20 protein-coding genes, 1 pseudogene and 1 other annotated feature (1 of these 22 running past the window's edge) are annotated in these 23,823 nt (G+C 28.2%); of the genes and pseudogenes, 16 read left to right on the forward strand and 5 right to left on the reverse strand.

Going from position 1 to position 23,823, the window contains the following annotated elements; genetic code table 11:
• The 8 genes from BN3657_RS06235 to BN3657_RS06270 all read left to right on the forward strand — a co-directional run.
• Positions 1 to 331, forward strand: partial view of a DUF5301 domain-containing protein gene (locus tag BN3657_RS06235; RefSeq protein ID WP_230204192.1) — the 3' portion only. The gene continues 131 nt to the left of window position 1, outside the view; only the last 331 of its 462 coding nucleotides appear in the window; its start codon lies off the left edge, out of view; the stop codon is at positions 329 to 331.
• Between the two features lie 314 nt (positions 332 to 645).
• Complete coding sequence (locus BN3657_RS06240; protein WP_062552215.1) at positions 646 to 1,236, forward strand: TetR-like C-terminal domain-containing protein; 591 nt, start codon at positions 646 to 648, stop codon at positions 1,234 to 1,236.
• A gap of 99 nt (positions 1,237 to 1,335) precedes the next feature.
• Entirely contained in the window at positions 1,336 to 3,129 is a 1,794-nt protein-coding gene (locus BN3657_RS06245; RefSeq protein WP_062552216.1) for an oleate hydratase, read from the forward strand.
• Positions 3,130 to 3,217: 88 nt separating this feature from the next.
• Positions 3,218 to 5,296 carry a P-loop NTPase family protein gene (locus BN3657_RS06250; protein WP_062552217.1) on the forward strand — a complete coding sequence of 693 codons (2,079 nt, stop codon included), beginning with the start codon at positions 3,218 to 3,220 and terminating at the stop codon, positions 5,294 to 5,296.
• Complete coding sequence (locus tag BN3657_RS06255) at positions 5,293 to 6,498, forward strand: hypothetical protein (protein ID WP_062552218.1); 1,206 nt, start codon at positions 5,293 to 5,295, stop codon at positions 6,496 to 6,498. The genes BN3657_RS06250 and BN3657_RS06255 overlap by 4 nt, the downstream gene beginning before the upstream one ends.
• A 10-nt stretch (positions 6,499 to 6,508) precedes the next feature.
• Positions 6,509 to 8,431: a vWA domain-containing protein gene (locus BN3657_RS06260; protein ID WP_062552219.1), complete on the forward strand. Its 1,923-nt coding sequence runs from the start codon at positions 6,509 to 6,511 to the stop codon at positions 8,429 to 8,431.
• Positions 8,432 to 8,569: 138 nt separating this feature from the next.
• Positions 8,570 to 9,091, forward strand: a complete 522-nt coding sequence (locus BN3657_RS06265) for a GNAT family N-acetyltransferase (protein WP_062552220.1) — start codon at positions 8,570 to 8,572, stop codon at positions 9,089 to 9,091.
• A gap of 262 nt (positions 9,092 to 9,353) precedes the next feature.
• Positions 9,354 to 10,595, forward strand: coding sequence for a YkvI family membrane protein (locus tag BN3657_RS06270; RefSeq protein ID WP_062552221.1), 1,242 nt, complete (start codon positions 9,354 to 9,356; stop codon positions 10,593 to 10,595).
• Positions 10,596 to 10,658: 63 nt separating this feature from the next.
• Here BN3657_RS06270 and BN3657_RS06275 read toward each other — a convergent pair whose 3' ends face one another.
• Positions 10,659 to 12,125 carry a helicase HerA-like domain-containing protein gene (locus tag BN3657_RS06275; protein ID WP_062552222.1) on the reverse strand — a complete coding sequence of 489 codons (1,467 nt, stop codon included), beginning with the start codon at positions 12,123 to 12,125 and terminating at the stop codon, positions 10,659 to 10,661.
• A gap of 113 nt (positions 12,126 to 12,238) precedes the next feature.
• On the opposite strand from BN3657_RS06275, the gene BN3657_RS06280 reads away from it, so the two are divergent.
• The 3 genes and pseudogenes from BN3657_RS06280 to BN3657_RS08630 all read left to right on the forward strand — a co-directional run.
• Positions 12,239 to 12,979, forward strand: a complete 741-nt coding sequence (locus BN3657_RS06280; protein ID WP_222859623.1) for an AAA family ATPase — start codon at positions 12,239 to 12,241, stop codon at positions 12,977 to 12,979.
• 87 nt (positions 12,980 to 13,066) lie between these two features.
• Entirely contained in the window at positions 13,067 to 14,410 is a 1,344-nt protein-coding gene (locus tag BN3657_RS06285) for a C1 family peptidase (RefSeq protein WP_062552224.1), read from the forward strand.
• Between the two features lie 359 nt (positions 14,411 to 14,769).
• Positions 14,770 to 14,883 (forward strand): annotated as a pseudogene (locus BN3657_RS08630) (transposase); the annotation flags it as partial.
• A gap of 478 nt (positions 14,884 to 15,361) precedes the next feature.
• On the opposite strand, the gene BN3657_RS06295 reads toward BN3657_RS08630, so the two are convergent.
• The 4 genes from BN3657_RS06295 to BN3657_RS06310 form a co-directional block, all read right to left on the reverse strand.
• Entirely contained in the window at positions 15,362 to 16,642 is a 1,281-nt protein-coding gene (locus BN3657_RS06295; RefSeq protein ID WP_062552225.1) for an O-acetylhomoserine aminocarboxypropyltransferase/cysteine synthase family protein, read from the reverse strand.
• 96 nt (positions 16,643 to 16,738) lie between these two features.
• Positions 16,739 to 16,980, reverse strand: a binding site (T-box leader).
• 62 nt (positions 16,981 to 17,042) lie between these two features.
• The gene (locus tag BN3657_RS06300; RefSeq protein WP_062552226.1) at positions 17,043 to 17,756 is read right to left on the reverse strand and encodes an ABC transporter permease; all 714 of its coding nucleotides are present in this window, start codon (positions 17,754 to 17,756) and stop codon (positions 17,043 to 17,045) included.
• 9 nt (positions 17,757 to 17,765) lie between these two features.
• Positions 17,766 to 18,521 (reverse strand): ABC-2 family transporter permease, encoded by a 756-nt coding sequence (locus tag BN3657_RS06305; RefSeq protein WP_062552227.1) that lies wholly within the window; start codon positions 18,519 to 18,521, stop codon positions 17,766 to 17,768.
• A 4-nt stretch (positions 18,522 to 18,525) separates the two neighbouring features.
• Complete coding sequence (locus tag BN3657_RS06310) at positions 18,526 to 19,422, reverse strand: ABC transporter ATP-binding protein (RefSeq protein ID WP_062552228.1); 897 nt, start codon at positions 19,420 to 19,422, stop codon at positions 18,526 to 18,528.
• A gap of 134 nt (positions 19,423 to 19,556) precedes the next feature.
• Here BN3657_RS06310 and BN3657_RS06315 point away from each other — a divergent pair, with 134 nt between their 5' ends.
• The 5 genes from BN3657_RS06315 (at position 19,557) to lgt (ending at position 23,815) form a co-directional block, all read left to right on the forward strand.
• A complete protein-coding gene (locus BN3657_RS06315; protein ID WP_062552229.1) occupies positions 19,557 to 20,252 on the forward strand; it encodes a response regulator transcription factor in 696 nt (231 codons plus the stop codon).
• 2 nt (positions 20,253 to 20,254) lie between these two features.
• Positions 20,255 to 21,571 (forward strand): sensor histidine kinase, encoded by a 1,317-nt coding sequence (locus tag BN3657_RS06320; RefSeq protein ID WP_062552230.1) that lies wholly within the window; start codon positions 20,255 to 20,257, stop codon positions 21,569 to 21,571.
• A 107-nt stretch (positions 21,572 to 21,678) separates the two neighbouring features.
• Positions 21,679 to 22,404 carry a YebC/PmpR family DNA-binding transcriptional regulator gene (locus BN3657_RS06325; RefSeq protein WP_062552231.1) on the forward strand — a complete coding sequence of 242 codons (726 nt, stop codon included), beginning with the start codon at positions 21,679 to 21,681 and terminating at the stop codon, positions 22,402 to 22,404.
• Entirely contained in the window at positions 22,404 to 23,063 is a 660-nt protein-coding gene (gene deoC, locus BN3657_RS06330) for a deoxyribose-phosphate aldolase (RefSeq protein WP_062552232.1), read from the forward strand. Before BN3657_RS06325 ends, deoC begins: the two co-directional genes overlap by 1 nt.
• Positions 23,060 to 23,815 carry a prolipoprotein diacylglyceryl transferase gene (lgt, locus tag BN3657_RS06335; RefSeq protein ID WP_062552233.1) on the forward strand — a complete coding sequence of 252 codons (756 nt, stop codon included), beginning with the start codon at positions 23,060 to 23,062 and terminating at the stop codon, positions 23,813 to 23,815. Before deoC ends, lgt begins: the two co-directional genes overlap by 4 nt.
• Positions 23,816 to 23,823: the final 8 nt, after the last annotated feature.

The raw sequence follows: 23,823 nt of genomic DNA on the forward strand, positions 1-23,823 counted from the left end.
ACCAAAAGCCGAAGAAATAAAAGAAATTGAAATTATAAAAAACACTTCAGAAGATAGTTTGAAAATTGAGAATCAAGATGAAATATCCGGCATAATTGAAGGAATTAAGGAAAATACCAATGATACCGGTAGGGAAAGTGTCAACGATCAACCCACAAATATAAAGGATTATATTATCGTCAAATTTCACCATAAAAATGCAGAAGGAAGTCCAAGCCTTGCGTATATATATAAAGACAAAAACAGTAGTTATGTTGAGCAGCCCTATGCAGGTATTTGGAAATTAAAAGAAGAAACATTTGATAGAATCACTAGTAATTTGATTAAATAATGATATTCAACCATCCAAGTTTATCGAGCTTATCACCTTGGCCTATTCCCGTATACGAAGCTTTTGAAAAACTTTTAATTTTATCCATAATGACAACTCAATCCATGTGGAATCAGTCGCTATCCTTGAGAAAAATAAATAATTGTTTATAAGGATTAAAAATAAATATTTAATTTTAAAAGCCTTAATTTAAAAAGTTTGAAAATTTTAGAATTTTACTAATAAAATAAATCATAACTATAATGATACTAGAGTATGTGAAACTAATAAAGTTGACTAAAGAAATTAGAATAATTCTCAGAAAGAGGTTTTTTATGGCGAAAAACTATACTAAAGATTTGATCAGAAAAGAGTTTATAAATCTTTTAAATAAAAAGAAGTTACATAATATAACTGTTACAGAATTAGCTAAAACATGTAATATTGAGAGAAAAACTTTTTATTATCACTATGAAAATTTGACACAATTGGTAAAGGAAATTTTTGATGAAGAACTTGAAAGGGTAATTGAGGAGTTCACTGAGACCTTATCATGGGAAGAGAGTTTTATTTTAGCTGCTAAATTTATCTTAGATAACAAAAAAGTTGTAAAGCACATGTATGAATCTGATTATAAAATTGAGTTGGAAAAATATATTTTTTCTATTTCAGGTGAAATAATGAGAAAATATGTAAGAAGAGTTGCTAAGGACACTCAGGCTAAAGAAATTGATATAAAGCTAATTGCTTATTTTTATCAATGTGCTCTAAGTTCTTCTTTAATTCAATGGGTAGCAACTGATATGAAGACAGATCCTAAAGCTATTGCACGAAGAATCGGAGAGCTAATGGATGGTAATATTTTATTATCTTTAAAGAGAAGTGAGAATTTAAAAGAGTTTACCCAAAACTTTGATATTGGGTAAAATTACCCCAAATGTCCTCTTTTGGGAGATGACACTTTATCAAAATAATGGTTTAATGAATACAGAAAGAAAGATAAAGAACTATCTAAGGAGGATGTTATGGAACTTAAAACTCATGATAAAAGACTTAAATTAACTAATGGAGATTTTCAAAGATTAGTTAAGGCTAGAAAACCAGAAGGTATAGAAGAAAAATCTGCATATTTAGTTGGAACTGGTATTGCAGCTCTAACAGCAGCTTGCTTTTTAATTAGAGATGCCCACATGGATGGTAAGAAAATTACTTTCCTTGAACAATTAGATATTCCAGGTGGATCACTCGATGGTGAATATATGGACACTAGAGGATATGTTGCACGTGGTGGTAGAGAAACTGGTGCTCACTTTGAATGTCTATGGGATATTTGGAGCTCAATCCCAAGCTTAGAAGATCCTGAAATTAGTGTTTTAGATGATTATTTCTATACTAATTATGATGATCCAAATTACAGTAATTGTCGTATAACTCACAAACAAGGTGAAAGGTATGATGATGGCAAGTTTAATTTAACTCAAGATCAAGTTAAGGAAATTGCTGAACTTTGTATGACTCAAGATGAAAAACTTGAAGATAAAGCAATTGAAGATATTTTTTCAGATGGTCTTTTAAATTCCGATTTTTGGACTTTATGGAGAACTATGTTTGCTTTTGAAAATTGGCACTCAGCTTTAGAAATGAAATTATATTTAAATCGTTTCATTCACCATGTAGGTGGTCTTACAGATTTATCAGCACTTAGATTTACTAGATATGACCAATACAATTCAATTGTAAAACCTATGGTTAAGTATCTTGAAAATCATGGATGTAAATTCCAATACAATATAAAAGTTACTGATGTAGATTTTGATATTTCTGAAAATAAAAAAGTTGCCACAAAAATTATTGCTGAAGATAAAGATGGAAATGATAAGTCAATTGATTTAACAGAAAATGATCTACTATTTATTACAAATGGTTCAATGACTGAAAATTCTTCTTATGGAGATGACAATACAGCAGCTGAACTTAGTGATGAACAATCTGGTTGTTGGGAAATGTGGAAAAATATTGCTAGAAAATCTGATGATTTTGGGCATCCAGAAGTTTTCTGTTCTGATGTAGAAAAGAGTAACTGGGAATCATGTACAGTAACTTGCCACGATGAATCTGTTCCAAAATATATTGAAAAAATTACAAAGAGAAGTCCTTATGGTGGAAAAACCGTAACTGGTGGTATTGTAACTTGCGTTGATTCATCTTGGTTAATGTCTTGGACAATTAATAGACAAGGACAATATCCAGAACAACCTGAAAATGATATTGCTGTTTGGGTTTACGGACTATTCACAGATGTAGAAGGTGACTTCATCAAAAAGAAAATGAGAGATTGTACTGGTAAAGAAATCACTAAAGAATGGCTATATCACATTGGTGTACCAGTTAATGAAATTGATAAGCTTGCAGAAACTTGTACAGCTGTTCCAGTTATGATGCCATATATAACTTCACAATTTATGCCTAGAAAATCTGGAGATAGACCTTATGTAGTTCCAAAGGGTGGAGTAAACTTTGCTTTTCTAGGACAATTTGCTGAAACTTTAGATGAACCAGGAAGAGATACAGTATTTACAACAGAATATTCTGGAAGAACAGCTATGGAAGCAGTTTATGTTCTTTGTGGAGTAGAAAAAGCTGTTCCAGAAGTTTATGCTTCAAGATATGATTTAAGATATCTACTAAATGGAATGGTTGCTTTATCAGATGGTAAAAAACCTGAACTTCCACTTAGCCCACTACAAAAGATGAAAGTTGCAAAACTTATCAAGGGAACAGATATAGAAGAAATGTTAAAAGAATTTCATATAATTTAATAGTTTAATATTAAATTATTAATTTAAAAATTTGGGACGGTTTAATTATCGTCCCTTTTTTTAACTTTTAAAATAAAGGAGTATTCTCATGAATAAAAACAACTTGAATAATCAAGCTTTGCCTACTTTGGATGAAATTCAAAAAATGTATGAAGATGTTTTGAGAAGTGAAGCATCAGAAGAAAATGAATCCAATCTAGAATCAGGAGAATTTTTTAAAAATTTTAGGAAATATGAAAAAGAAAATAAAAAAATAAATAAAGAAAATTCTATATTAAAAAAGTATGGAGACTATATAAAATTCGAGAAAAATAAACAAAAAGAGAATATTGAAGAATTAGAAAATTTAATTGAATATGAAAAGTTTTTCTTAGAATACGAAAGAAATTTAAGTCAAAAAAATTATAAGAGTAATTTTGCTGGAAGTAATCCTGCCACAAGATATAGAATCAATAAAATTAATGAATATTCTAAAAAATTAAATGAAATTATAAATTCGTCTCCTGAAGCTTGGGAATTTTATTATCAAAGGCAGTTAATGAAAGATATAGAGACAGGCTATAACAAGGGTCTAGTTGAAGTAAAATATGTAGTTGATACAAAGAAAAAGATTATATCATCACTAAAACAAGGGACTCCAGTATATATAATTGGGCACTTGGGAAGTGGAAAAACACAGATAGCAAGAGAAGCAGCAATAGAGTTTACTATAGAAAATATTATTCAAAAGGAATTAGAAGACGACTTAGAAAAATGGTTTTTAAAAAATAAAAATGCAAATGAAGATGAAGCAATATATAAATTTAAAGAATTGAGAGAAAAAAAGAGAAATTATTATAAAAATATTTTAAAAGATGGTAATCAAGATGATAGAGAAAAAATATATCCATATTTTATTTCTGGATCTTACAATTTAACTTATGAAGATATGTTTGTGGAAAAGACTTTATCTCTGGAAAAAGCTTCTTCTAACGAAAGTAACATAGAATTAATAGATGAAGTTGTGGATCAATATTTTACTTGGACAAAATCTCATGAAAAAGAGCTAGAAAAAATGGACTCACAAAAACAAGATTTAATAAAAAGTAAGCTTTGGGATAGTATATCTGAAATTTTTATAGCTAGGAATACGACTTATGGAACAGTAGTCAAAAAAATTGAAAGAGAAATATTATTAGCTGTTAAAAAAGGAAAACCTGTTATCATAGACGAGCTTAATACTATTGCAATGCAAAATTTAATAGGTTTAAATGATATTTTGCAAAGTAAAATTGGATCTAAGGCTTATGTTACTGGAATTGGACCAGTAAAAATAAAAAAAGGTTTTGGTCTTATTGGTACAGGAAATCTCTCAACTGATTCAGTAAGTTATGAAGCAACAAATGAATTAAATCCAGCTTTTAAATCTCGCTTTCAAACCATAGAATATAATTATGTAAATCAAAAAACAATAGGATCTTTAAAAAATCAAAAGGATAATAAAAAGAATGAACTATTTAGGATAATTTTAGTTAGACTTGCTGATAATAATGGAAATTTACACATTCCTACTCCTACAAAAACTTTGGAAGAACTTTTTAGATTGGCACAACTTTCTAGAATAACTCAAGAAGTTTTTATGGGAAAATTAATTTCTGATAAAAATAAAAAGTCGACTCAAGATTTACCAGAACTAAAAGAATCTGTTTTGTCACTTAGAAATATTTTAAGAGTATTAGAAAATTGGAATCTAGGAGAAGAAAAAGATTTGAGTATGGCTTTATGGGATGGATTTATTAGTTCTATCACAGAGCCAAAAGATCAAGCTTATATTTTATCTCAAGCTGTTAGATTTGGATTTTTTAAAGAGTCTGAAGGATGGACTATAAATAATGAAAATCTTGGAAAAGTAGTACAAGAATTTGACGAAATAAGAAATAGACCTTATGAATATACAAGGGGAGAGACAGAAAGTTTAAGTTATCTAGATTTAATAAAGATATTATTTGGTCCAATACCTGAAAGAAAAGAAGTACCAGAAAATCTTAAAAGTTTTTTAAAAAAAATAGAAGAAGACCATAAAATTTCTTTGGAAGAATATGAAGATTTCGATCAAAGATTAAACAAGTTGGAACATTCTAAATTTCTTCTTGAGTATTTAGAAGATATGGAAAAAAATAAAAAATGAAATTCTCTATAAATACAAATGAATTTAAAGAAAATTTAATAAAATTAAGAAAAGACTTAAATGAAAGTTTAGAAAAGGGTAATTTAAAAGAAGATTTTGAAGATAAATTATTGTCAATAGAAGAAAATGAAAATATAATTTTGAATGAACTTTTAGCTTATTATAGGTTGTATTCCCCAAATTTATATGAAACAAAAATAAATAGTTATCCTATAAAAGTAGAGGGAACTTTTAAGTCTGAAAGTTATTTGAAATCTTATTTAAAGATAAAAAAAGATATATTTTTCTTTTGTGACTCAAATCAAAAATCTTTTTTTGGTAGATTTTTAGACGAAGATAAATCTAAGCTAGAATTAAGTTCTCCTATAAAAAATTTTAATAAATTAATAATTTTTTGCTATCAAATAAATGAAGATAAATTTTTAGTTTTTACTGTAAGTGGAGAAATATTTATTTTTTCATGCAAAAATAGCGAGGATCTCTTTGAGAATATTAATTCTTTAAAAATCAATAAAGTAGAAACAAAATTCAAAGGTTTTGAAAATATTATTAATTTATCAGATAAAAAATTTTTATGTCAATTAGGAAGGAATCACTTATTAATATTAGGATTTAATGATGACTATTCTAAAGTCAAAGTTTTAAATCAAATTAAATTATCTATTATAAAAGAAGAAATTAGTTCGTTGATTAAAATTTCTAATTCTAAAATTGCAATTGCAACAAGTGATGGAAGCATTTTAGAGGCAAAATATTTTGATGAAGAAATTATAATTGAAAAAAAGACAAATATTTTTGAAGACCGAATTGAGAAATTAGCTCTTCTTGAAAATGAAAATTTAGATAAAAATATATGCGCAATTTTAGGAGAAAGTGGAAAGTTTGCACTTTATGATTTAGAAAAGAAAGAAGTAATAATGTTAGAAAAAGAAAAAATTAAGGGTAATTTATTTAATATTTCATCAAAAAATGGAAGTGCTCTTATTCTTACAGAAGATGGATTTGTATATTTATTGGAAGAAAATATGGGAGAGTGGAAATTAAATTCTAAAGTTTTTCTGTCTGAACTATTTTTAATAAATCTCATACCAATAGAATCATCAATTTTTTTATCTGTGGATTTTAATGGCAATTTTTCAATTTTAAATATTGATAGACTTGATTCTTTAGATAAACTGAAAAGTATTAGTTTATATGACTAGGAGGAAAGAAATGTTTGGATTAAGTAAAGAATCGTTAGATGAAAACAGTATAAAAAAAGAAGCTGAAGCAAATCTAAAGATATTTTTAGAAAATCATAAACAATCTCTCGCAACGTTTACTAGGGATCAGAGCCTCAGATATATTGGATCTAAGAGTTTAGAAAAATTTTCTCTTAAAGCAAGTGAATCTATTTTGTATCTTCCACTAGCTACTTTTGTGGAAGATGATTTAAATAATAATGAGGTTTTATGGCATATATATAATGAGTTAGCTTTATATCCAGATTGGAAAAAAAATCCTAAATATTATTTAGGTAGAGAGTTTGCTTGGAAAAAAGAAATTGATGAAATCACTTATATTATTTCAAAAAAAACCAATGAACTATTAGATGATGATAATAAAATTGATATAAAAACTATAAGAGAATATGTAAAAAGTGAAATTTTAGATTTTTTATTTGAAATGGATAAATATACAGCTTTTCTAAGAGTTCTAGAAAGCTGTCCTGTTTACAGAGATGAAGAAGAAAAAGAAAAAATTATAAATTATATGAAAGATAAAATTGACTCTGAAGAAATCTTTTCTTCATTACCTCACAATGGATTCTCAGAAAGTTTTTTGATTTGGAATATTTATAGTGAAAATGAAAGTTTAGTTTCTGAAATAGAAGGGAAATTTGATGCTAAAATTTTTTCACAGTCTATCTATAAATTTTTAACTAAAGAATTAATAAAAGAAATCAATGAAGATGAAGGTATAAGAAAAAGAGATCCACTTATAAAATCTTTTATTTACCCAAGTTTTAAAAAATATTGGCTAGAAGAAATTGACTCTATGGGAACAAGTGAAAGCAGTGGAGAAGAAGGAAAAAAATTTTTTGAAGAAAGTAAAAAAGAAAAATCTTCCAATAAAATTGAGTCTACAAGAAAAGATGTGGAAGAAACACTAGAAGAAATTCTAGAGCAAGAAATTAATAACCTGAAAGCTACTGGAGAATTTGATAAAAAAGATTTGGAATCTTATGGTGTTAATGAGAAGGATCTAGAGCTATTTAATTTTTATGTAAATAAGACAAATAAACAAAGAAAAGAAATGGGAGAGTTTTGGAAAAAGTTAATAGGTTCTGCAAAAAAAGAAATTAATGTAAAAAGAAATAGACAGGCAAGAGGAAAACTAAATGTAAATGATTTAATATACAATTACCCAGACTTTGTTGAAGCAGAACAAAAAGGGAATTATAAAGAACTTAAAATTTTTGATAAGAATTTTTTAGAATCTCATAATAAACTTTTGCCAGAAAAAATTGAAATATCTTTTTTAATAGATAATTCAGGATCTATGAATAAAGAGAAAATTGAAGCAACAAGAAAAACATTAGCAGCTACTCTTTTATCCATAAAAGACTTTAATAATTATTTGCAAATTGAGGCAAAAAAGACAAATCAAAAAATAGAAGTATTGACTGAAACGTGGTTTTTCGGAAAAAATCATTATAAAATAAAAGATTTTAAAGACAAGAAGGATTTAGAGGAATCAAAAATTATATCTTCTATAGTAAAAGTTGATGCAAGTGATGGAACTACTGAGGATGCAGCTTGTCTTAGAGACTTATATAATAATATAGATGATGAGCAAAAAAGAAGAATAAATTCTAAAAAGGAATACAAAATAATATTTGAAATTACAGACGGAGCTTCTACTTTTCCTGGTTCAACAAAAGATATTGTAAGGGATTTAATCGAAGATGGAATAGAGATTTATGCAATTCAAATAGGAAAAATATCAAATATAGATACAAAAACCTTTAATTATATTTGGAATGATTCTTTTAAATATAAGCACGGAATCATTTTGGGAGAAGATATTCAAGAATTGACAAATGAACTTTTAAAATTAGTCAAAAAAAATATTGAATCAATTTTTCACAATTAAATAATAATTTTTCATTTTATAAATTTTTATAACTCTTAAAATTAGAAATAATTTTAAGAGTTTTTTTGTTATATAATATGTTTTAAAATAAGAGAAATATAAATATAAAGTTTTAGAATTTGATTTTGGGAGATAAAAATGATTATAAGAAAAGCTAATAGAATAGATATAGACTTCGTAGAAAAGATTTATGAAAAGATTCATCAAGCTGAAGAAAATGGTTTTATAAGTGTTGGCTGGAAAAGAGATATTTATCCAGTTAGAGAGACAGCAGAAGATGCTCTTAAAAGGCATGATTTATTTGTCATGGAGGAGGATGGTGTTATTCTAGCTTCTGGGATAATTAATCAGGAACAAGTAGATGTTTATAAAAAAGCTAAGTGGAAATTTGAAGCAACAGATTCAGAAGTTATGGTTCTTCACACACTTGTCGTTGACCCAGATATGTCTGGAAAAGGCAATGGAAAAAATTTTGTAAAATTTTATGAAGAATATGCAAGAAGCAAAAATTGTAAATATCTGAGAATAGATACAAATGAGAAAAACAAATCAGCTAGATCTCTTTATAAAAGTTTAGATTATAAAGAAATTGATTGTATACCATGTACTTTTAATGGACTTAAAGGTGTAAATCTAATTTTAATAGAAAAAAAGTTATAAAATTATTAACTTAAATAATTTAATTAATGAAAATAATTAAGTGAATTAAATTTGAAATTTATTAATATAATAAATATTGACAAAAGTTATTTACAAATGTTTAAAGGATTAAATAAGGGGAGATAAAATGTTTAAAGTAAAAAAGAAATATCTTTTAGTAATTGCTTATGTAATATTTCTTTATCAAGTATAGATTTGTAATTTATTTTCATTGTGATAATATATAAGGGTTAAGTTATTAATTGGAGAATAAGGAGAATACATGGATAAAAAAACTATAAGCATAATTTTGGCTTACGTAGGTGTACTTACAGGTGCGGGTTTAGCTAGTGGACAAGAAATTATGCAATATTTTATTTCCTTTGGGAAAGACGGACTTTATGGATTAGTTGGTATAGGTGCACTTCATATATTTGTTGGGGGTATAGTGCTTCAACTGGGAAGTCATTTTGTCGCACAAAGTCATATTGATGTTTTAGAAGAAGTTTCGGAAAAATTTGTTACAAAATTTATGGATTTTGCTTTAATTTTAAATTGCTTTTTAATGGGTTTTGTAATGATAGCAGGAGCTGGATCAAATCTTGAGCAACAATTTGGATTAGCACCATGGATAGGTTCATTAATTTGTACTTTATTAATTATTGTTGTTGGAATGATGGATTTTGAAAAAGTGACAAAAGTTATAGGATTTTTCACACCTTTAGTTTTAGTTTTTACTTTAATTGGAGCTATTTATACAATTGTGAAGGCAAATCCAGATTTTGAAGCTCTAGATGTATTAGGTAAATCAATGGGATCATCTCTTCCAAATATTGCAGTATCAACAATTAATTATTTTGGACTTTGTATGATTTCAAGTATTTCTATGGCTTTTGTATTAGGTGGAAGTAGAACTGATTCTTCTCAAGCAAGAGCTGGGGGAATGCTAGGTGGTGGACTTGTTGCAATTCTTACAGCTTTAGTTGGTCTTACTCTTTTCTTTGCACTAAATGATGTTAAAGATGCTGATATACCAATGCAAATAATTTTAAATAATGTACATCCTTACATGGGACTTGCAATGTCACTAATTATTTTTGGAATGATTTTTAATACTGCCATCTCATTATTTTATTCAGCAGCTAAGAGATTGTCACTGACAGAAGAAAAATTTAAGAGAAACTTAGTAATTTTCACTTTACTTGGATTTGCTTTATCCTTTATGGGATTTAAGAAACTAATGGCCCTTTTATACCCAATACTTGGATTCTTAGGACTTATATTAATAATTATCCTCATTGTAGCTTGGTTTAAAGAAAGAGATGCAATAAAATCAGAAAATAAAAAGAGAGATCAAATGAGCGATCTTACTAGAAAAAAATTAGATGACGATGAAGATTTTGGCAAGAAAGACAGAGAAAAACTAAATAAACTTGCTGAAGCTTCAATTATAGAAAATGATAAAATAAAAGAAGCTGTTGAGGAAGAAGTGGAAGAAGAGTTAGAAGAAGAAAAAGATAATTAAGTAGAAAAGACTGGAAATAGTTAAAAACTATAATCCAGTCTTTTTTTACTTTTATTTTTGTATTTATCTTTTCTTTTTTATAGAACCAAGTATTCCTCTTGCAATTTCACGACCAATACTTCTAGTAATTGTACCTAACATGGAATCTATGCCCTTGTCTACGTAAGATTTTTTATTTGCATCTTGTTTTCTTTCTTTTTCTAGTTCCTTTTCTCTTTTTGCTAACTCTTCTTCTCTCTCTTTTGCGATTTTCTCCCTCTCAAATCTTTCTTTTAAAATTTCATAAGCAGATTCTCTGTCATAAACATCTTTGTATTTATTATAAAGATCTGAAGTCTCAACTAAATTTCTATATTCAAGATCACTAAGAGCATCAAAAGAAGAATGAGGAGCTAAAATCATTGATTTATCAGCCACTGTTGGAGCTCCACTTTCATCAGCAAAAGAGACTATTGCTTCGCCAGTTCTCAAATTTATAATTTCTTCTTTTAAATCAATAGAATCATCTTGTCTAAAAGTATCGGCAACTGTTTTAATAGTTTTTAATTCTTTAGGTGAGAAAGCTCTTAATTGATGAATAATTCTATTGGATAGTTGTGAAGAAACTTCTTCAGGTATATCTAAAGGATTTTGTGTAATAAAGAATACACCTACACCTTTACTCCTTATAAGTCTGACAACTTGAATAATTTTTTCCTTTAAAATGTTTGGCGTATTGTTAAAAAGTAAATGGGCTTCGTCAAAGAAAAACACTAATTTAGGCTTATCTAAGTCGCCAACTTCAGGGAAAGTTTCATAAATTTCTGATAACATATATAATAACAACATTGAATATAAAAGTGGATTTGAAATTAGTTTATTGGCATTTATAATATTTACAAAACCCTTGCCTGTGGCATCAGTTCTTAATAAATCATTTATATTAAGAGCAGGCTCTCCAAAAAACAATTCTCCACCAGCATCCTCAACAAATAATAATTTTCTAGAAATTGCAGATAAACTTTGACTAGCTACATTGCCGTAGGTCTTGCTAATTTCATCACGATTTTCAGACACATAATTTATTAGTTCTTTTAAATCCTTTAGGTCAATTAGAAGAAGACCTTCACTGTCAGCAACTTTAAAAATTATATTTAAAACTCCACTTTGTGTGTCATTTAAACCCAATATGTTTGATAACATTAGTGGACCCATTTCAGAAACAGTCACTCTAAGTGGGATTCCTTTTTCTCCATAAATATCCCATAAATTTACAGGATAATTTTTAAATTCAAAATCAGCTAATCCCAAAAAATTAAGCCTTTCTTGCAATTTTTCATTTATTTTTCCAGCCTTAGAAATATTAGCAAGATCTCCCTTTACATCAGCAAGAATAGTTGGAACGCCAGCATCTGATAAAGCTTCAGTTAAAACTTTTAAAGTCACTGTCTTTCCAGTGCCAGTAGCTCCACTAATTAGACCATGTCTATTAATTTTATTTAAAAGAATATAATTTTCATTTTTTCCCTTGCCAAGAAGAATTTTATCCATAATAGCCCCCTTTATCATCTAAGATTATTATAGCAAACTTATCACAAGTTCAAAGCAAATAAATTTTTTTGAGTGATATAATAAAATAGAAAATGAAGAGGGGAGAATTTATTTTGCAATACATAAAAGAAATTTATAAAATAAATAAAGAAGATTTGCCAAAAGATTCCTATTTAAATAACATTCCTTTCTTAAAAAACTTTAATGGAATAAAAATAGAAAAGCCAGTGACATTTTTTGTTGGAGAAAATGGGAGTGGAAAATCTACTTTGCTTGAAGCTTTGGCAATTGCTATTGGTTTAAATCCAGAGGGTGGATCTAAAAATTTTAATTTTGCAACAAAAAATACTCATTCTGAACTTGGTAGTTTATTAGAAATTGCTAGGGGACCAGCTAGAGAAAATGATGGATTTTTTTTGAGAGCTGAATCTTTTTATAATCTTGCGACAGAAGTCGATGATTTACAAGCTTCTGGCTTTGGTAATTTTTATGACAATTATGGTGGGAAGTCTCTACACAGCCAATCTCATGGAGAGAGCTTTAGATCACTTGTCTTAAATAGATTTAGATCAAGAGGAATTTATCTACTTGACGAACCAGAAGCTGCACTTTCTCCAACATCGCAGATGTCTCTTCTCTATATTATCCACCAATTAATAAAGGAAGATTCTCAGTTTTTTATTGCTACTCATTCGCCAATATTATTAGCATTTCCAGATGCAGAAATCTTTGAATTTAATGAATATGGATTAGAGAAAAAAACCTACAAAGAAACAGAAGCTTATAATATAACAAAAACTTTTCTAGATAATCCAGAAAAAATGTTAAATTTATTATTTGAAAAAGATTTGTAAAATTTTAAAAATTCAATTTTAAGAGTATACTTAATAATAAAGAGAAATTTGATAATAGATTTAATAAAGAAAGGGAGAAAAACTTTTATGGAATTGACACAAGAATTTTTAAAAAATAGTAGAGAAGATTTTTATAAAAATAGAGCCAATAGAATAGCACAAAGAGCAGCTGTAAATAATGGTCTTGTTGAAGCTTCTATTGATAGACTTGAAGATAAAAATAATACTTTTTCTTTTAATATTGAACTAAAAGAAAAAGAAATAAGAAATCAAAAACAATCTGGAAGATGTTGGATGTTCGCAGCCCTAAATTTAATGGAATATAAACTCTGCAAAAAATATAATTTAAAGGGATTTGAACTTTCCAAAAATTATACTTTATTTTTTGACAAACTTGAAAGATGCAACTATTTTTTAGAATCAATAATAAATACACTTGATGAAGATTTAGACAGTAGGCTACTTTCTCATATACTGACAGATCCAATGGGTGATGGTGGTCAATGGGACATGATCAAAAATATTATAAATAAATATGGATTGGTGCCTCAATATGCAATGAAGGAATCTGTAAATTCGTCTGCAACTGCAAGTTTAAATAATTATTTAACTAAAATTCTAAGAATGTATGCAAAAAATATTAGAAAATCTTATGAAAAAGATAAAGATATTGAAAAATTAAAAGCTTTGCAAGAAAAATATATGAGAAAAATTTATGAAATTTTATCAATAGCCTTGGGAACACCTCCAGAAAAATTTGATTTTGAAGTTAGAAATGAAGATGATGAATTTATTTCTCATAAAAATTTAAGTCCACAAGAATTTTTCGAAAATTATTTAGATATAAATTTAGATGATTATATATCTTTAATTAATGCACCTACAAAGGATAAACCATACTTTAAATCTTATACAGTAGATTTTTTAGGAAATGTAAAAGAACTAGATGAAGTTAGATATGTAAATGTGCCTATTGATGTAATGAAAAAATCGATTTTAAAACAGTTACAAGCTGATGAAGCAGTTTGGTTTGGATGTGATGTTGGACAATTTTTTAATAGAAAAGGTTCCTCACTTGATCTTTCAAGTGTAAAAGTATTTGATTTACTAGATGTAGATTATGATTTTTCCAAAGAAGAAAGATTAGACTATAAAGAGTCACTTATGACTCATGCCATGGTTTTTGTTGGTTGTGATTATGATAAAGAAAATGACAAAATTAATAGGTATAAGGTTGAAAACTCTTGGGGCAAAGATTCAGGAGAAAGAGGTTATCTTGTGATGAGTGATGAATGGTTTGATGAATATATGTATCAAGCCCTTATAAACAAAAAATATTTAGATGAAAAAGTTATTAAGGCTTATGAAAAAGAACCTATTCATTTGAAACCATGGGATCCAATGGGTTCTCTTGCAAGTATAAAATTTTAAAAATTTTTAATTATTTTTATGCCTGTAAAATCAAGCTATTAAAAAATAATTAAATGCATCTTTTTAATCCTATACCGATATTAGCTTGTAGCGAGTTTTCCCATTATCGAGATAAGACTTAATTGATCCTGAGAGATTTTTATTATTTTAATAAAGATAAAAAGGTGGAATCACTGTAGCTCGTCCTTTGTTTAGGACGGGCTATTTGTAATTAGAACCACTGGCTTGGCTGGGTTTCAATTTAGCTTTAGCGATAAAAAACAAAAAAAAATACCTTCGTGTTAAAATAAATTTGTGGTTTACCAGAACACAAAATAACAAGATCTTTTTTGAGTCTAACTTATACACTCAGTTTATAACACACAAAATGGAATTGTAAGTACCACATAGTATTTGAGTCGAAATACAGAAGAAAAGTATTTTATGGAAGAAAAATATTGGAAATAAGAGCAAAATTAAGAGAATTATGTAATTGAAAAAGAGTAAATTTAATAGAAAGAGAAGTCTGTTCGGATCAAGTTAAATGTTAATCGGAATACTAGCGAGGCTAGTATATAAAACTTTATGGGTTTTATAAGTTAAGAGTAGCATAATGATTTGTGATAAATGGGGCAATTTAAAATACAAATACAGAGGAAGAAAATTTTGATGAAGGGAAAATTTTTTAGATACAGCAGGTAAGAATACAAAAAGCAATAAAAGAGAATATTCATAATTAACTTAAAGAAGATGAATTGAGTGGTCAAATAACAATGGATAAAACAGACCTTTTTAGGGATTAGCAAGTAAAAATGTAAGTGGTAAATCATAAGGCACCATTGAGGCACGACAAGTCTAAGGGACCTTTGTACCGCAAATGCAAAACCACCCATTTGACGGGTGGTTATGATTTAAGATATTTAAGAAGTTCTTTTTTTAGATATTTAAATGGAATAAAATAATTATTTTATATTATAGGGAATTTAAAGCTTGTTCTACATCAGCTATTATATCCTCTGCATCTTCTATGCCAACGCTCATTCTAATTAAGTCAGGGCTAATGCCGGCTTTTTTAAGTTCTTCATCATTCATTTGTCTATGAGTTGTGCTTGCAGGGTGAAGGACACAAGTTCTTGCATCGGCCACGTGAGTTACCACAGCTGCAAGTTTTAGTGAGTCCATAAATTTTGTAGCAGCAACTCTTCCGCCTTTGATTCCAAATGCAATTACACCACAGGATCCCTTCGGCAAATATTTTTGTGCAAGTTCATGTTGTGAGTCATCTTCTAATCCAGAAAAATTAACCCAAGATATTTTATCATTAGATTTTAAATATTTTGCAAGGGCAAGTGCATTTTCGAAATGTCTTGGCATTCTCAAATGAAGGGTTTCAAGTCCTATACCTAAATAAAAAGAATTTTGTGGAGAAGGGATACTTCCAAGGTCTCTCATTAGAGTTGTTGTCATTTTTGTAATATAAGCTCCTTTTCCAAAGCTTTCTGTAAAGACAACACCGTGGTAGGATTCATCAGGTTCTGTTAGTCCAGGGAATTTATCTTTATATTTTGACCAATCAAAATTTCCTGAATCAACAATAGCTCCTCCAACAGAGTTAGCAGATCCATTCATGTATTTTGTAGTTGAATGAGTAACAATATCCGCGCCCCATTCAATTGGCCTCAAGAAAATTGGTGTGGGAAAAGTATTGTCAACTATAAGTGGAACTCCATGTTCGTGAGCTGCTGTAGCAAAGGTTTCAATATCCAATACTTTAAGCGATGGGTTTGAAAGAGTTTCTCCAAATACAACTTTAGTATTTTTTTTAAACTCTTTATTTAAATCTTCAATCGAGATATTAGGGTCAACAAATGTTGCCTCAATTCCAAAGTTTTTTAAGGTATTTGCAATTAAATTATAAGTCCCACCGTAAATTGCTGATGATGAAATTATGTGATCTCCTGCTTTTAAAATATTTAACAGTGCATAAAAGTTAGCAGCTTGTCCTGATGAAGTCAAAATTCCTGCAACGCCGCCTTCAAGAGCGACAATTTTATTTGCAACGGCATCATTTGTTGGATTTGCAAGTCTTGTATAAAAATAACCAGCTTCTTTTAAGTCAAAAAGATTTGCCATTTGTTCTGAAGAGTCATATTTAAAGGTTGTTGATTGTACAATAGGTACAACTCTCGCTTCTCCATTTTTGGGTTCATAACCAGCTTGAACACATAAGGTTCCTAAATTTTTCTTTGTCATATTTTCCTCCTAATTTTTAAATACTTGTCGGCATCTTAAAGGAAATAAAAAATAAATATTTTAAAAGCTTTTATAAAATAAAAAAAGCTCCCGTCCTTAAAGGACGAAAGCTGTGCTTCGTGTTACCACCTTTTTTTATTATTTTATCGCTAAAATAACCTCATAGAGTACCAACATACTCCGAACGCTATAACAGGCGTACCTGTCGCAGTCTAAACTATTGTCTTGGTGCGAAGACTCCAAGGCCATGTTCCAAAGCAATTCTTTTGATTTCTTTCACCAAATGAAATCTCTCTGTGAAAAGTTTTACAATGTACTCTCCTCTTCAAAGTCTATGTTTTGAATTATAAGTTGAGAAAATTTTTTTGTCAAGGATATTTTTAAATAAATTATTTTATAATTACTCATACATTAAGAATTTATTTGCTAAAATTGTAAAAATAAGAGTCTCAAATAAGGAAAATATGATCATTTTTAATCCTTCATTTCTACTTATTAGTTCAAAATGATTTGTTGTAATGGCGAGTTTGCTTGAAGCTATAATATTTTGAAATATCGGCAATATATTTTGTGCTACAAGACAGAAGCCAAAAATTGATATCAAAATAGAGATAAGAACTATTAAACCTAAAGACTTAAATTTCAAACTTAGATAATTCATTATAGAAATTATTGGAATAGAAGATAAGATGCTTATCCCAATGTAGTAAAAGTAGAGGCCCAGACCTTCAATTTTAAATCCGCAGACGAATTTTCCACTCATGATAAATAAAACTATAAAATATATTTGACATAAACTTATTAGTATTAGGGCAACAATAGATTTACTCATTATAACACTAATATTTTTTATTGGGCTAGTTCTAATTAATTTTAGACCCGCCTTATGTTCCACTGACCAAAGACTTGAAACAATAATTGCTATAAGTGGGATTATAAAAAACATGAAGTAAAATAGGGATGTTTGTGTCCAAAGACTTTCCCATTTATTTTTTAAAATTTCTTGATTTTGCAAATAGTTTATTGTCCCAAAAATATTTGCAAGAAGGGGAATAATTAATATTGTAGTTAAGAGTGAAAATAATTTTAATTTTTTAAATTCTGTTTTTAACATGAATACCTCCTAGATGTCCTTTGAAAGTGAATATTTATTAAGTCTTATGATGTAAATTAAAGCGATAAGAATATAAATTAAACTTATTGGCAATGTGAGATAATTTATTTTATTCATAGTCTGTATAAAAACTTGTCCTTCTCTTGCATAATTTATATTTAAAATAGTGGCGAAGAGTCCAAAGGGATTTATTTGTGTTAAAAACTTTGATGTTAGCATAGTAATTATTCCAGACATTGCTCCAACAATTGAAAAGAAAAGGGAGAAGTAAATCTTTTTACTTTTAATTTCAATTATTGTGAAGATCATGATCATAGAAATGTTAATTGATAAAGTCGTTAAAAAGTAAATTATTATTCTTTTTATTAAGTTTATTTCTAAGTCAAAGTTTATATTTTTACTTGCTAAGAATATAATTATCAACCACTCAAGAATTTGTAGTAAGAAAACTTTTATGGACAAGTTTTTGATTTTATCCAACAAAATCTTCTGAACCTTTAAGCCAAGACTTATTTGCAGTTGCCACATATTATTTTTCTCTTCAATCTCAATTACTTTTTTCACAAGTGATGATAGGGCAATGGGATTAAAGAATAAAGAAAATGCAAGATAAGAATCTAATATTCTTGCAAGAGGATACTTGTTAGATTGAAAGTCTTTTGTCTTGAAAGCAATAAGAATAGAAAATAAATGAATTGCAAATAAAATTAAAAGAGTGAAATTTAATTTTAGTCCCTTATTCTTTTTTATTTCTAGATTTTTCATGAGATCACCTTGCACTTGTTTCTTTAATAAATAATTTTTCAAGACTTTCTTTTCTTTTTTCGACCCTATAAATATCAAGGTCATTGACAAGATTTTTTATTATTCTTGCAACTTCTTCTTTACTCTTGTTACCTAGGACTAAATAGTCGTCAATTATATTTTCTTGAGATAAAGCTAGGATTTTTGAAGCCTTAAGATTATCTGAGGTTTTTAAAACAATTACTGGTGGATGAAGTTCTCTATATTCTTCTAGGGAACCACTGTAAGTTAAGGATCCATTTTTAAGGATGCCAATGTGAGTGGAAATTTTTTCGATTTCATCCAAGATATGTGACGAGATTAAGATGCTGGTATTTGAATTTTTTACAATTCTTTTGAACAAGTCCCTCATCTCTTCAATGCCATAGGGGTCAAGTCCATTAATGGGTTCATCTAATATTAAATATTTTGGGTTCCCAATAAGGGCGATTGCAATACCCATCCTTTGCTTCATACCAAGTGAAAATTCTCTTAGTTTCTTGTCTTTACTTTTTATTAGTCCGACATCTCTTAGCGTTTTATCAATCTTGTCTTTATTTATATTTTTCATATCACAGATAAGATCTAAGTTATCATAGGCAGTGAGATGGTCATAAAAAGATGGGGCTTCTATTAAGGAACCTAAATTTTTATTTGTTTCCTTTTGATTTTTTTCATTTATTTCTTTTCCGTATAAAGTTATTTTTCCTGAATCCTTCTCTACTAAACCTAGGATAGATTTCATTAGAGTGGACTTACCAGCACCATTGGGACCTATCAGTCCAAAAATACTTCCTTCTTTGATTTCTAAATTAATATCTTTTAAAACTAAATTTTTTCCATAAGATGTATTAAGGTTTTCAATTTTTAAAATATTATTCATTTTCTTCTCCTCTATTTTTAGTAAATTCATTATAATAAGTTGCTATCACATGGAAATTTTATCTAGATTACTTTTACATCACATTTTCAAATATCAGTTTTTATTGTGATAAAATTGCTTTAAAGGAGAAAGAAATGAATATTTTTAGAGAAGCGAAGATTTTATTAGTTGATGATGAGTCTGACTTAATAAATAGTATGTATAGTTTTTTAAAGAAAAAAGGCTTCAGTAATCTTTTAACAGCAAAAAATATTGCAGAAGCAAATTTCAAACTCAAGAACAATAAAGTTGATTTAATGGTATTAGATATAATGCTTCCAGATGGGAGTGGTTTTGACTTGTTAAAAGATCTTAGAAAAAAATCCAACTTGCCTGTGATTGTTTTGTCGGCCTTAAGTGGTATTGACGACAAGAAAGAAGGATTTGATTTAGAAGTTGACGATTATATTGTAAAACCCTTTTTGCCTGAAGACCTCTTATGGAGAATAGAAGCAGTCCTTAGGAGAACTTATCAAAATAAAAATGAAAAAATAATCTTATCTGGTGGAATTGTTTTTGATAGAGAGAGGGCAATGTTAATAAAGAATTACGAGGAGATACAATTGACGGCAAAGCAATTTAAAATTTTAGATTATCTTGCCACTAATATAAATAAAATTGTTTCAATAGATCAAATATTAGAAAAGTGTTGGGAAGAAAGTTTTGGTTACGAAAATACCCTTATTACACACATTTATAGGTTAAGGGATAAGCTTGAAGAAGATCCGGCGAATCCACAAATACTTATTACAGTAAAGGGCTTGGGATACAAATTACTTGGAGATAATTAAGAATGTTAAATTATTTTTTTAAAAAACTAAAGAAGTTTATATTATTTATATTAATTTTATTGTTTTTAATGCTATCCTGCCTAACTGGAATTTTTTATTCTAGTTTTAAATTTTCAAAAAAGTATATAGATCCAAATAAGGTTTTTGAATTTTTAGAGGAGAACAAGGAAGAAGATAAAAATAAAGATAATTATTTTACAAAGGAAAATAAAAACTTTTTAGAAAAAAAGAATATTTGGGCAATGAGAATTGATAAAAGTGGAGAAGTAATTGAAAGCTTTAACAAGCCTGTAGAAGTTAAAGGTAAATTTGACATAATTGATGTCGTAAGATTTACAAGGTATTACTTAAATGATTATCCCGTTTTTACTTTTGTCCTAGATGATGGAATATTAGTTTTAGCTTATCCAAAAAATTCCTTAGATAAGTTTCCATTTAATTATTATTCTTACGACTTAGCAAAAATAAATTTTTTTATTTTATTAATTAGCATACTCTTCTTTTCTTTACTTGTTTATTTATTTTATCTTTATGAAGTTAAAAGTATTTTTAAAAAATTAAATCCACTTCAAAAAGCTATCAATAATATTTTCGATGAAGATTATGTGGAAGTAGAAGAAGAAGGAGAGTTAAAAGAAATTTCTAAAACAATAAATGAAGCAAATGAGAAATTTACAAATCTCAAAAAAAGTCAAGCAAGTTGGCTTAGAGGGATTAGCCACGACGTAAGGACTCCGCTCACAAAAATTTCTTGGGAGATGGAAGGGATTAAGACAAAAGAAAATTTAGACGAAGTCAAAAAAATTGAAGATCAAATTTTAAAAATAAGTAGAATTATTGAGGACTTAAATTTAACAAATAGTCTTGAGAACCTTAGTGATAAACACTTTGAGTATAAGGATCCAATCTCTGTCATAAGAAAGTTACTTGTAAATAGCTTAAATGAAAATTCTGACAAAGAAATTATTTTTGAGAATAAAATAAATAAAGAAATAAAAATAAAAATGGATAATCATTTATTTTATAGAATGCTGGAAAATATTTTAAACAACAGTATTAAATACGGAAAGGGAAAAATTTTTTTAAATTATGAAATTTTACAAGACAGATTAGTTATATTAATTAAGAATGAGGGAAGACCTATTGATGAAAGTATTATAAAAAGACTAGATGAAGAAAATTTATCAGATGTTCAAAGACATGGTATTGGCTTATTTGTATCAAAGCAAATTTGTAAGCTCCATAAGGGAGAGATGAAAATAGAAAATTATAATCAAGATGTAAGTGTATCTTTTATTTTTTATCTAAAACAAAAATAAACTATTAAGAAGCATCATCTTATGCACATAATATTGACGATTACTTAATATTTGTAATATAATAGTCAATATGCTTAAAATAGCGATTTATATAGAAAGGTGATTAAATGTCAGGACATTCTAAATGGAATAATATTAAAAATAAAAAAGGTAAGGAAGACGCAAAAAAAGGTAAGATTTTTACTAAACTTGCTAGACAAATAACTGTTGCTGCAAAGGAAGGTGGGCTAGATCCAGATTATAATCCTTCTCTAAAAGTTGCAATTGATAAGGCAAAAGCTGAAAATATGCCAAATGACAATATAGACAGAGCTGTTGCTAAAGCTGGCGGTGGAGATAACGACGATAACTTTGAAGAAATTGTTTATGAAGGTTATGGTCCAGGTGGAGTTGCAGTAATGGTTCACTGTTTAACTGATAATAGAAATAGAACTGCACCTGAAATAAGACATTTATTTGATAAATTTGCTGGAAATCTTGGCCAACCAGGTTGCGTATCTTTTATGTTTGATAAAAAAGGTTCTCTAGGAGTTTTAAAAGAAGGACTTGATGAGGATGAATTTACTTTAGTTGCAATTGATGCTGGTGCTGAAGATGTAATTGACAGAGGAGAAGCCTTTGAAATTATTACTGAACCAGAAGATTATCACAATGTGAGAAAAGTTTTAGAAGATGAAGGTCATACTTTTATAGAATCTGATATAACTTTTATCCCACAAACAGAAACTTCTCTTACAGAAGAAGATGATATTAAGAACATGGAAAAATTAATCGATGCTTTGGAAGATAATGATGATGTTACAGATGTCTTTACTTCATGGGAGAGAGATTAATGGAAATTAATAGAATTATTGACCATACATTATTAAAACCTGAATCTACTGAAGAACAAATAGATAAACTTTTAGAAGAAGCTAAAGAATATAATTTCTTTTCAGTTTGCGTTAATCCAGTTTGGGTTAAAAAATGTGCCGAAAGTCTTAAAGATTCTGATGTAAAAGTTTGTACTGTAATTGGATTTCCACTTGGAGCCAACACAAAGGAAACAAAAGCTTTTGAAACAAAGAATGCTCTTTCCAATGGTGCAGATGAGATTGATATGGTAATTGACATTGGACTTCTTAAATCTAAAAAATTTGATGCTGTAAAAGAAGAAATAGAAGAACTGGCAAAAATTTGTCATAATGAAGGAGCTATTCTTAAAGTTATATTAGAAAATTGTCTTCTTACAAAAGAAGAAATTGTAAAAGCTTGCGAGGTATCTGATGAAGCAGGAGCAGATTTTGTAAAAACGTCTACTGGTTTCTCGACATCTGGTGCAGACTCTTCTGATGTAGCTTTAATGAAAAAATCAGTGTCTGATAGAGTTAAAGTAAAAGCTAGTGGCGGTATAAGAGATTACAAAAAATCTCTAGAAATGATTGAAAATGGGGCAGATAGATTGGGAGTTTCTGCTGGAGTTAATATTTATAAAGAAAGTAAATCAGTATGAAGATAAATCCAGTTGCATTTAAAATTTTTGGTTTAGAAGTAAGATGGTACGGAATTTTAATTGCTTTAGGAGTTTTTTTGGCAATTTTTGTTACAGAATCTATGGCAAAGAAAAAGTCTTACAAAAATGGACTTTATAAAGATATAGCTAATGATGTTTCACTTTTGGCTGTTTTAATTGGGGTCTTGGGAGCAAGACTCTATTATGTTATTTTTGAGTGGGACTATTATAGCCAACATTTAAATGAGATATTTGCTATTAGAAATGGTGGACTTGCAATTTATGGCGGCATTATTGCTGGTGGTCTAACAATATATTTTTTTAGTAAGCATAAGAAAGTAAATTTTTTTAGTTTAGCAGATTGTATTGCACCAGGTCTTGCGCTTGCTCAATCTATTGGAAGATGGGGAAATTATATTAATGGTGAAGCTCATGGTGGCGTCACTGATGTACCTTGGGCAATTTTAGTTGATGGCGAAATGGTTCACCCAACATTTTTTTATGAATCCTTGGTAAATTTTTTGATTTTCTTATTTTTATATTTTTATCTTTCAAAGAAACAAAAATTTGAAGGTCAATTGATTTCTTTTTATATGATATTTTATGGAATAGCTAGATTCTTTATTGAAGGAATGAGAACTGATTCTTTATATATTGGTTCTTTTAGAGTTTCTCAATTAGTTAGCATAGGCATTATTATTTTTGGTATTGCTATAAGAATCATAGCTAAAAAAAGACAAAAAAATATATAAATTTTTTA

The sequence above is a fragment of the Peptoniphilus phoceensis genome (assembly GCF_001517665.2).
Taxonomy (GTDB): Bacteria; Bacillota; Clostridia; order Tissierellales; family Peptoniphilaceae; genus Peptoniphilus_A; species Peptoniphilus_A timonensis.

Bases quoted from the DNA above. Each gene is read 5' to 3' on its own strand.
- BN3657_RS06275 (WP_062552222.1), bottom strand. From the start codon at position 12,125: ATGGATAAAATTCTTCTTGGCAAGGGAAAAAATGAAAATTATATTCTT.
- BN3657_RS06250 (WP_062552217.1), top strand. From the start codon at position 3,218: ATGAATAAAAACAACTTGAATAATCAAGCTTTGCCTACTTTGGATGAA.
- BN3657_RS06325 (WP_062552231.1), top strand. From the start codon at position 21,679: ATGTCAGGACATTCTAAATGGAATAATATTAAAAATAAAAAAGGTAAG.
- BN3657_RS06260 (WP_062552219.1), top strand. From the start codon at position 6,509: ATGTTTGGATTAAGTAAAGAATCGTTAGATGAAAACAGTATAAAAAAA.
- BN3657_RS06265 (WP_062552220.1), top strand. From the start codon at position 8,570: ATGATTATAAGAAAAGCTAATAGAATAGATATAGACTTCGTAGAAAAG.
- BN3657_RS06305 (WP_062552227.1), bottom strand. From the start codon at position 18,521: ATGAAAAATCTAGAAATAAAAAAGAATAAGGGACTAAAATTAAATTTC.
- BN3657_RS06245 (WP_062552216.1), top strand. From the start codon at position 1,336: ATGGAACTTAAAACTCATGATAAAAGACTTAAATTAACTAATGGAGAT.
- BN3657_RS06240 (WP_062552215.1), top strand. From the start codon at position 646: ATGGCGAAAAACTATACTAAAGATTTGATCAGAAAAGAGTTTATAAAT.
- BN3657_RS06255 (WP_062552218.1), top strand. From the start codon at position 5,293: ATGAAATTCTCTATAAATACAAATGAATTTAAAGAAAATTTAATAAAA.
- BN3657_RS06310 (WP_062552228.1), bottom strand. From the start codon at position 19,422: ATGAATAATATTTTAAAAATTGAAAACCTTAATACATCTTATGGAAAA.
- deoC (WP_062552232.1), top strand. From the start codon at position 22,404: ATGGAAATTAATAGAATTATTGACCATACATTATTAAAACCTGAATCT.
- BN3657_RS06315 (WP_062552229.1), top strand. From the start codon at position 19,557: ATGAATATTTTTAGAGAAGCGAAGATTTTATTAGTTGATGATGAGTCT.
- lgt (WP_062552233.1), top strand. From the start codon at position 23,060: ATGAAGATAAATCCAGTTGCATTTAAAATTTTTGGTTTAGAAGTAAGA.
- BN3657_RS06285 (WP_062552224.1), top strand. From the start codon at position 13,067: ATGGAATTGACACAAGAATTTTTAAAAAATAGTAGAGAAGATTTTTAT.
- BN3657_RS06300 (WP_062552226.1), bottom strand. From the start codon at position 17,756: ATGTTAAAAACAGAATTTAAAAAATTAAAATTATTTTCACTCTTAACT.
- BN3657_RS06295 (WP_062552225.1), bottom strand. From the start codon at position 16,642: ATGACAAAGAAAAATTTAGGAACCTTATGTGTTCAAGCTGGTTATGAA.
- BN3657_RS06270 (WP_062552221.1), top strand. From the start codon at position 9,354: ATGGATAAAAAAACTATAAGCATAATTTTGGCTTACGTAGGTGTACTT.
- BN3657_RS06320 (WP_062552230.1), top strand. From the start codon at position 20,255: ATGTTAAATTATTTTTTTAAAAAACTAAAGAAGTTTATATTATTTATA.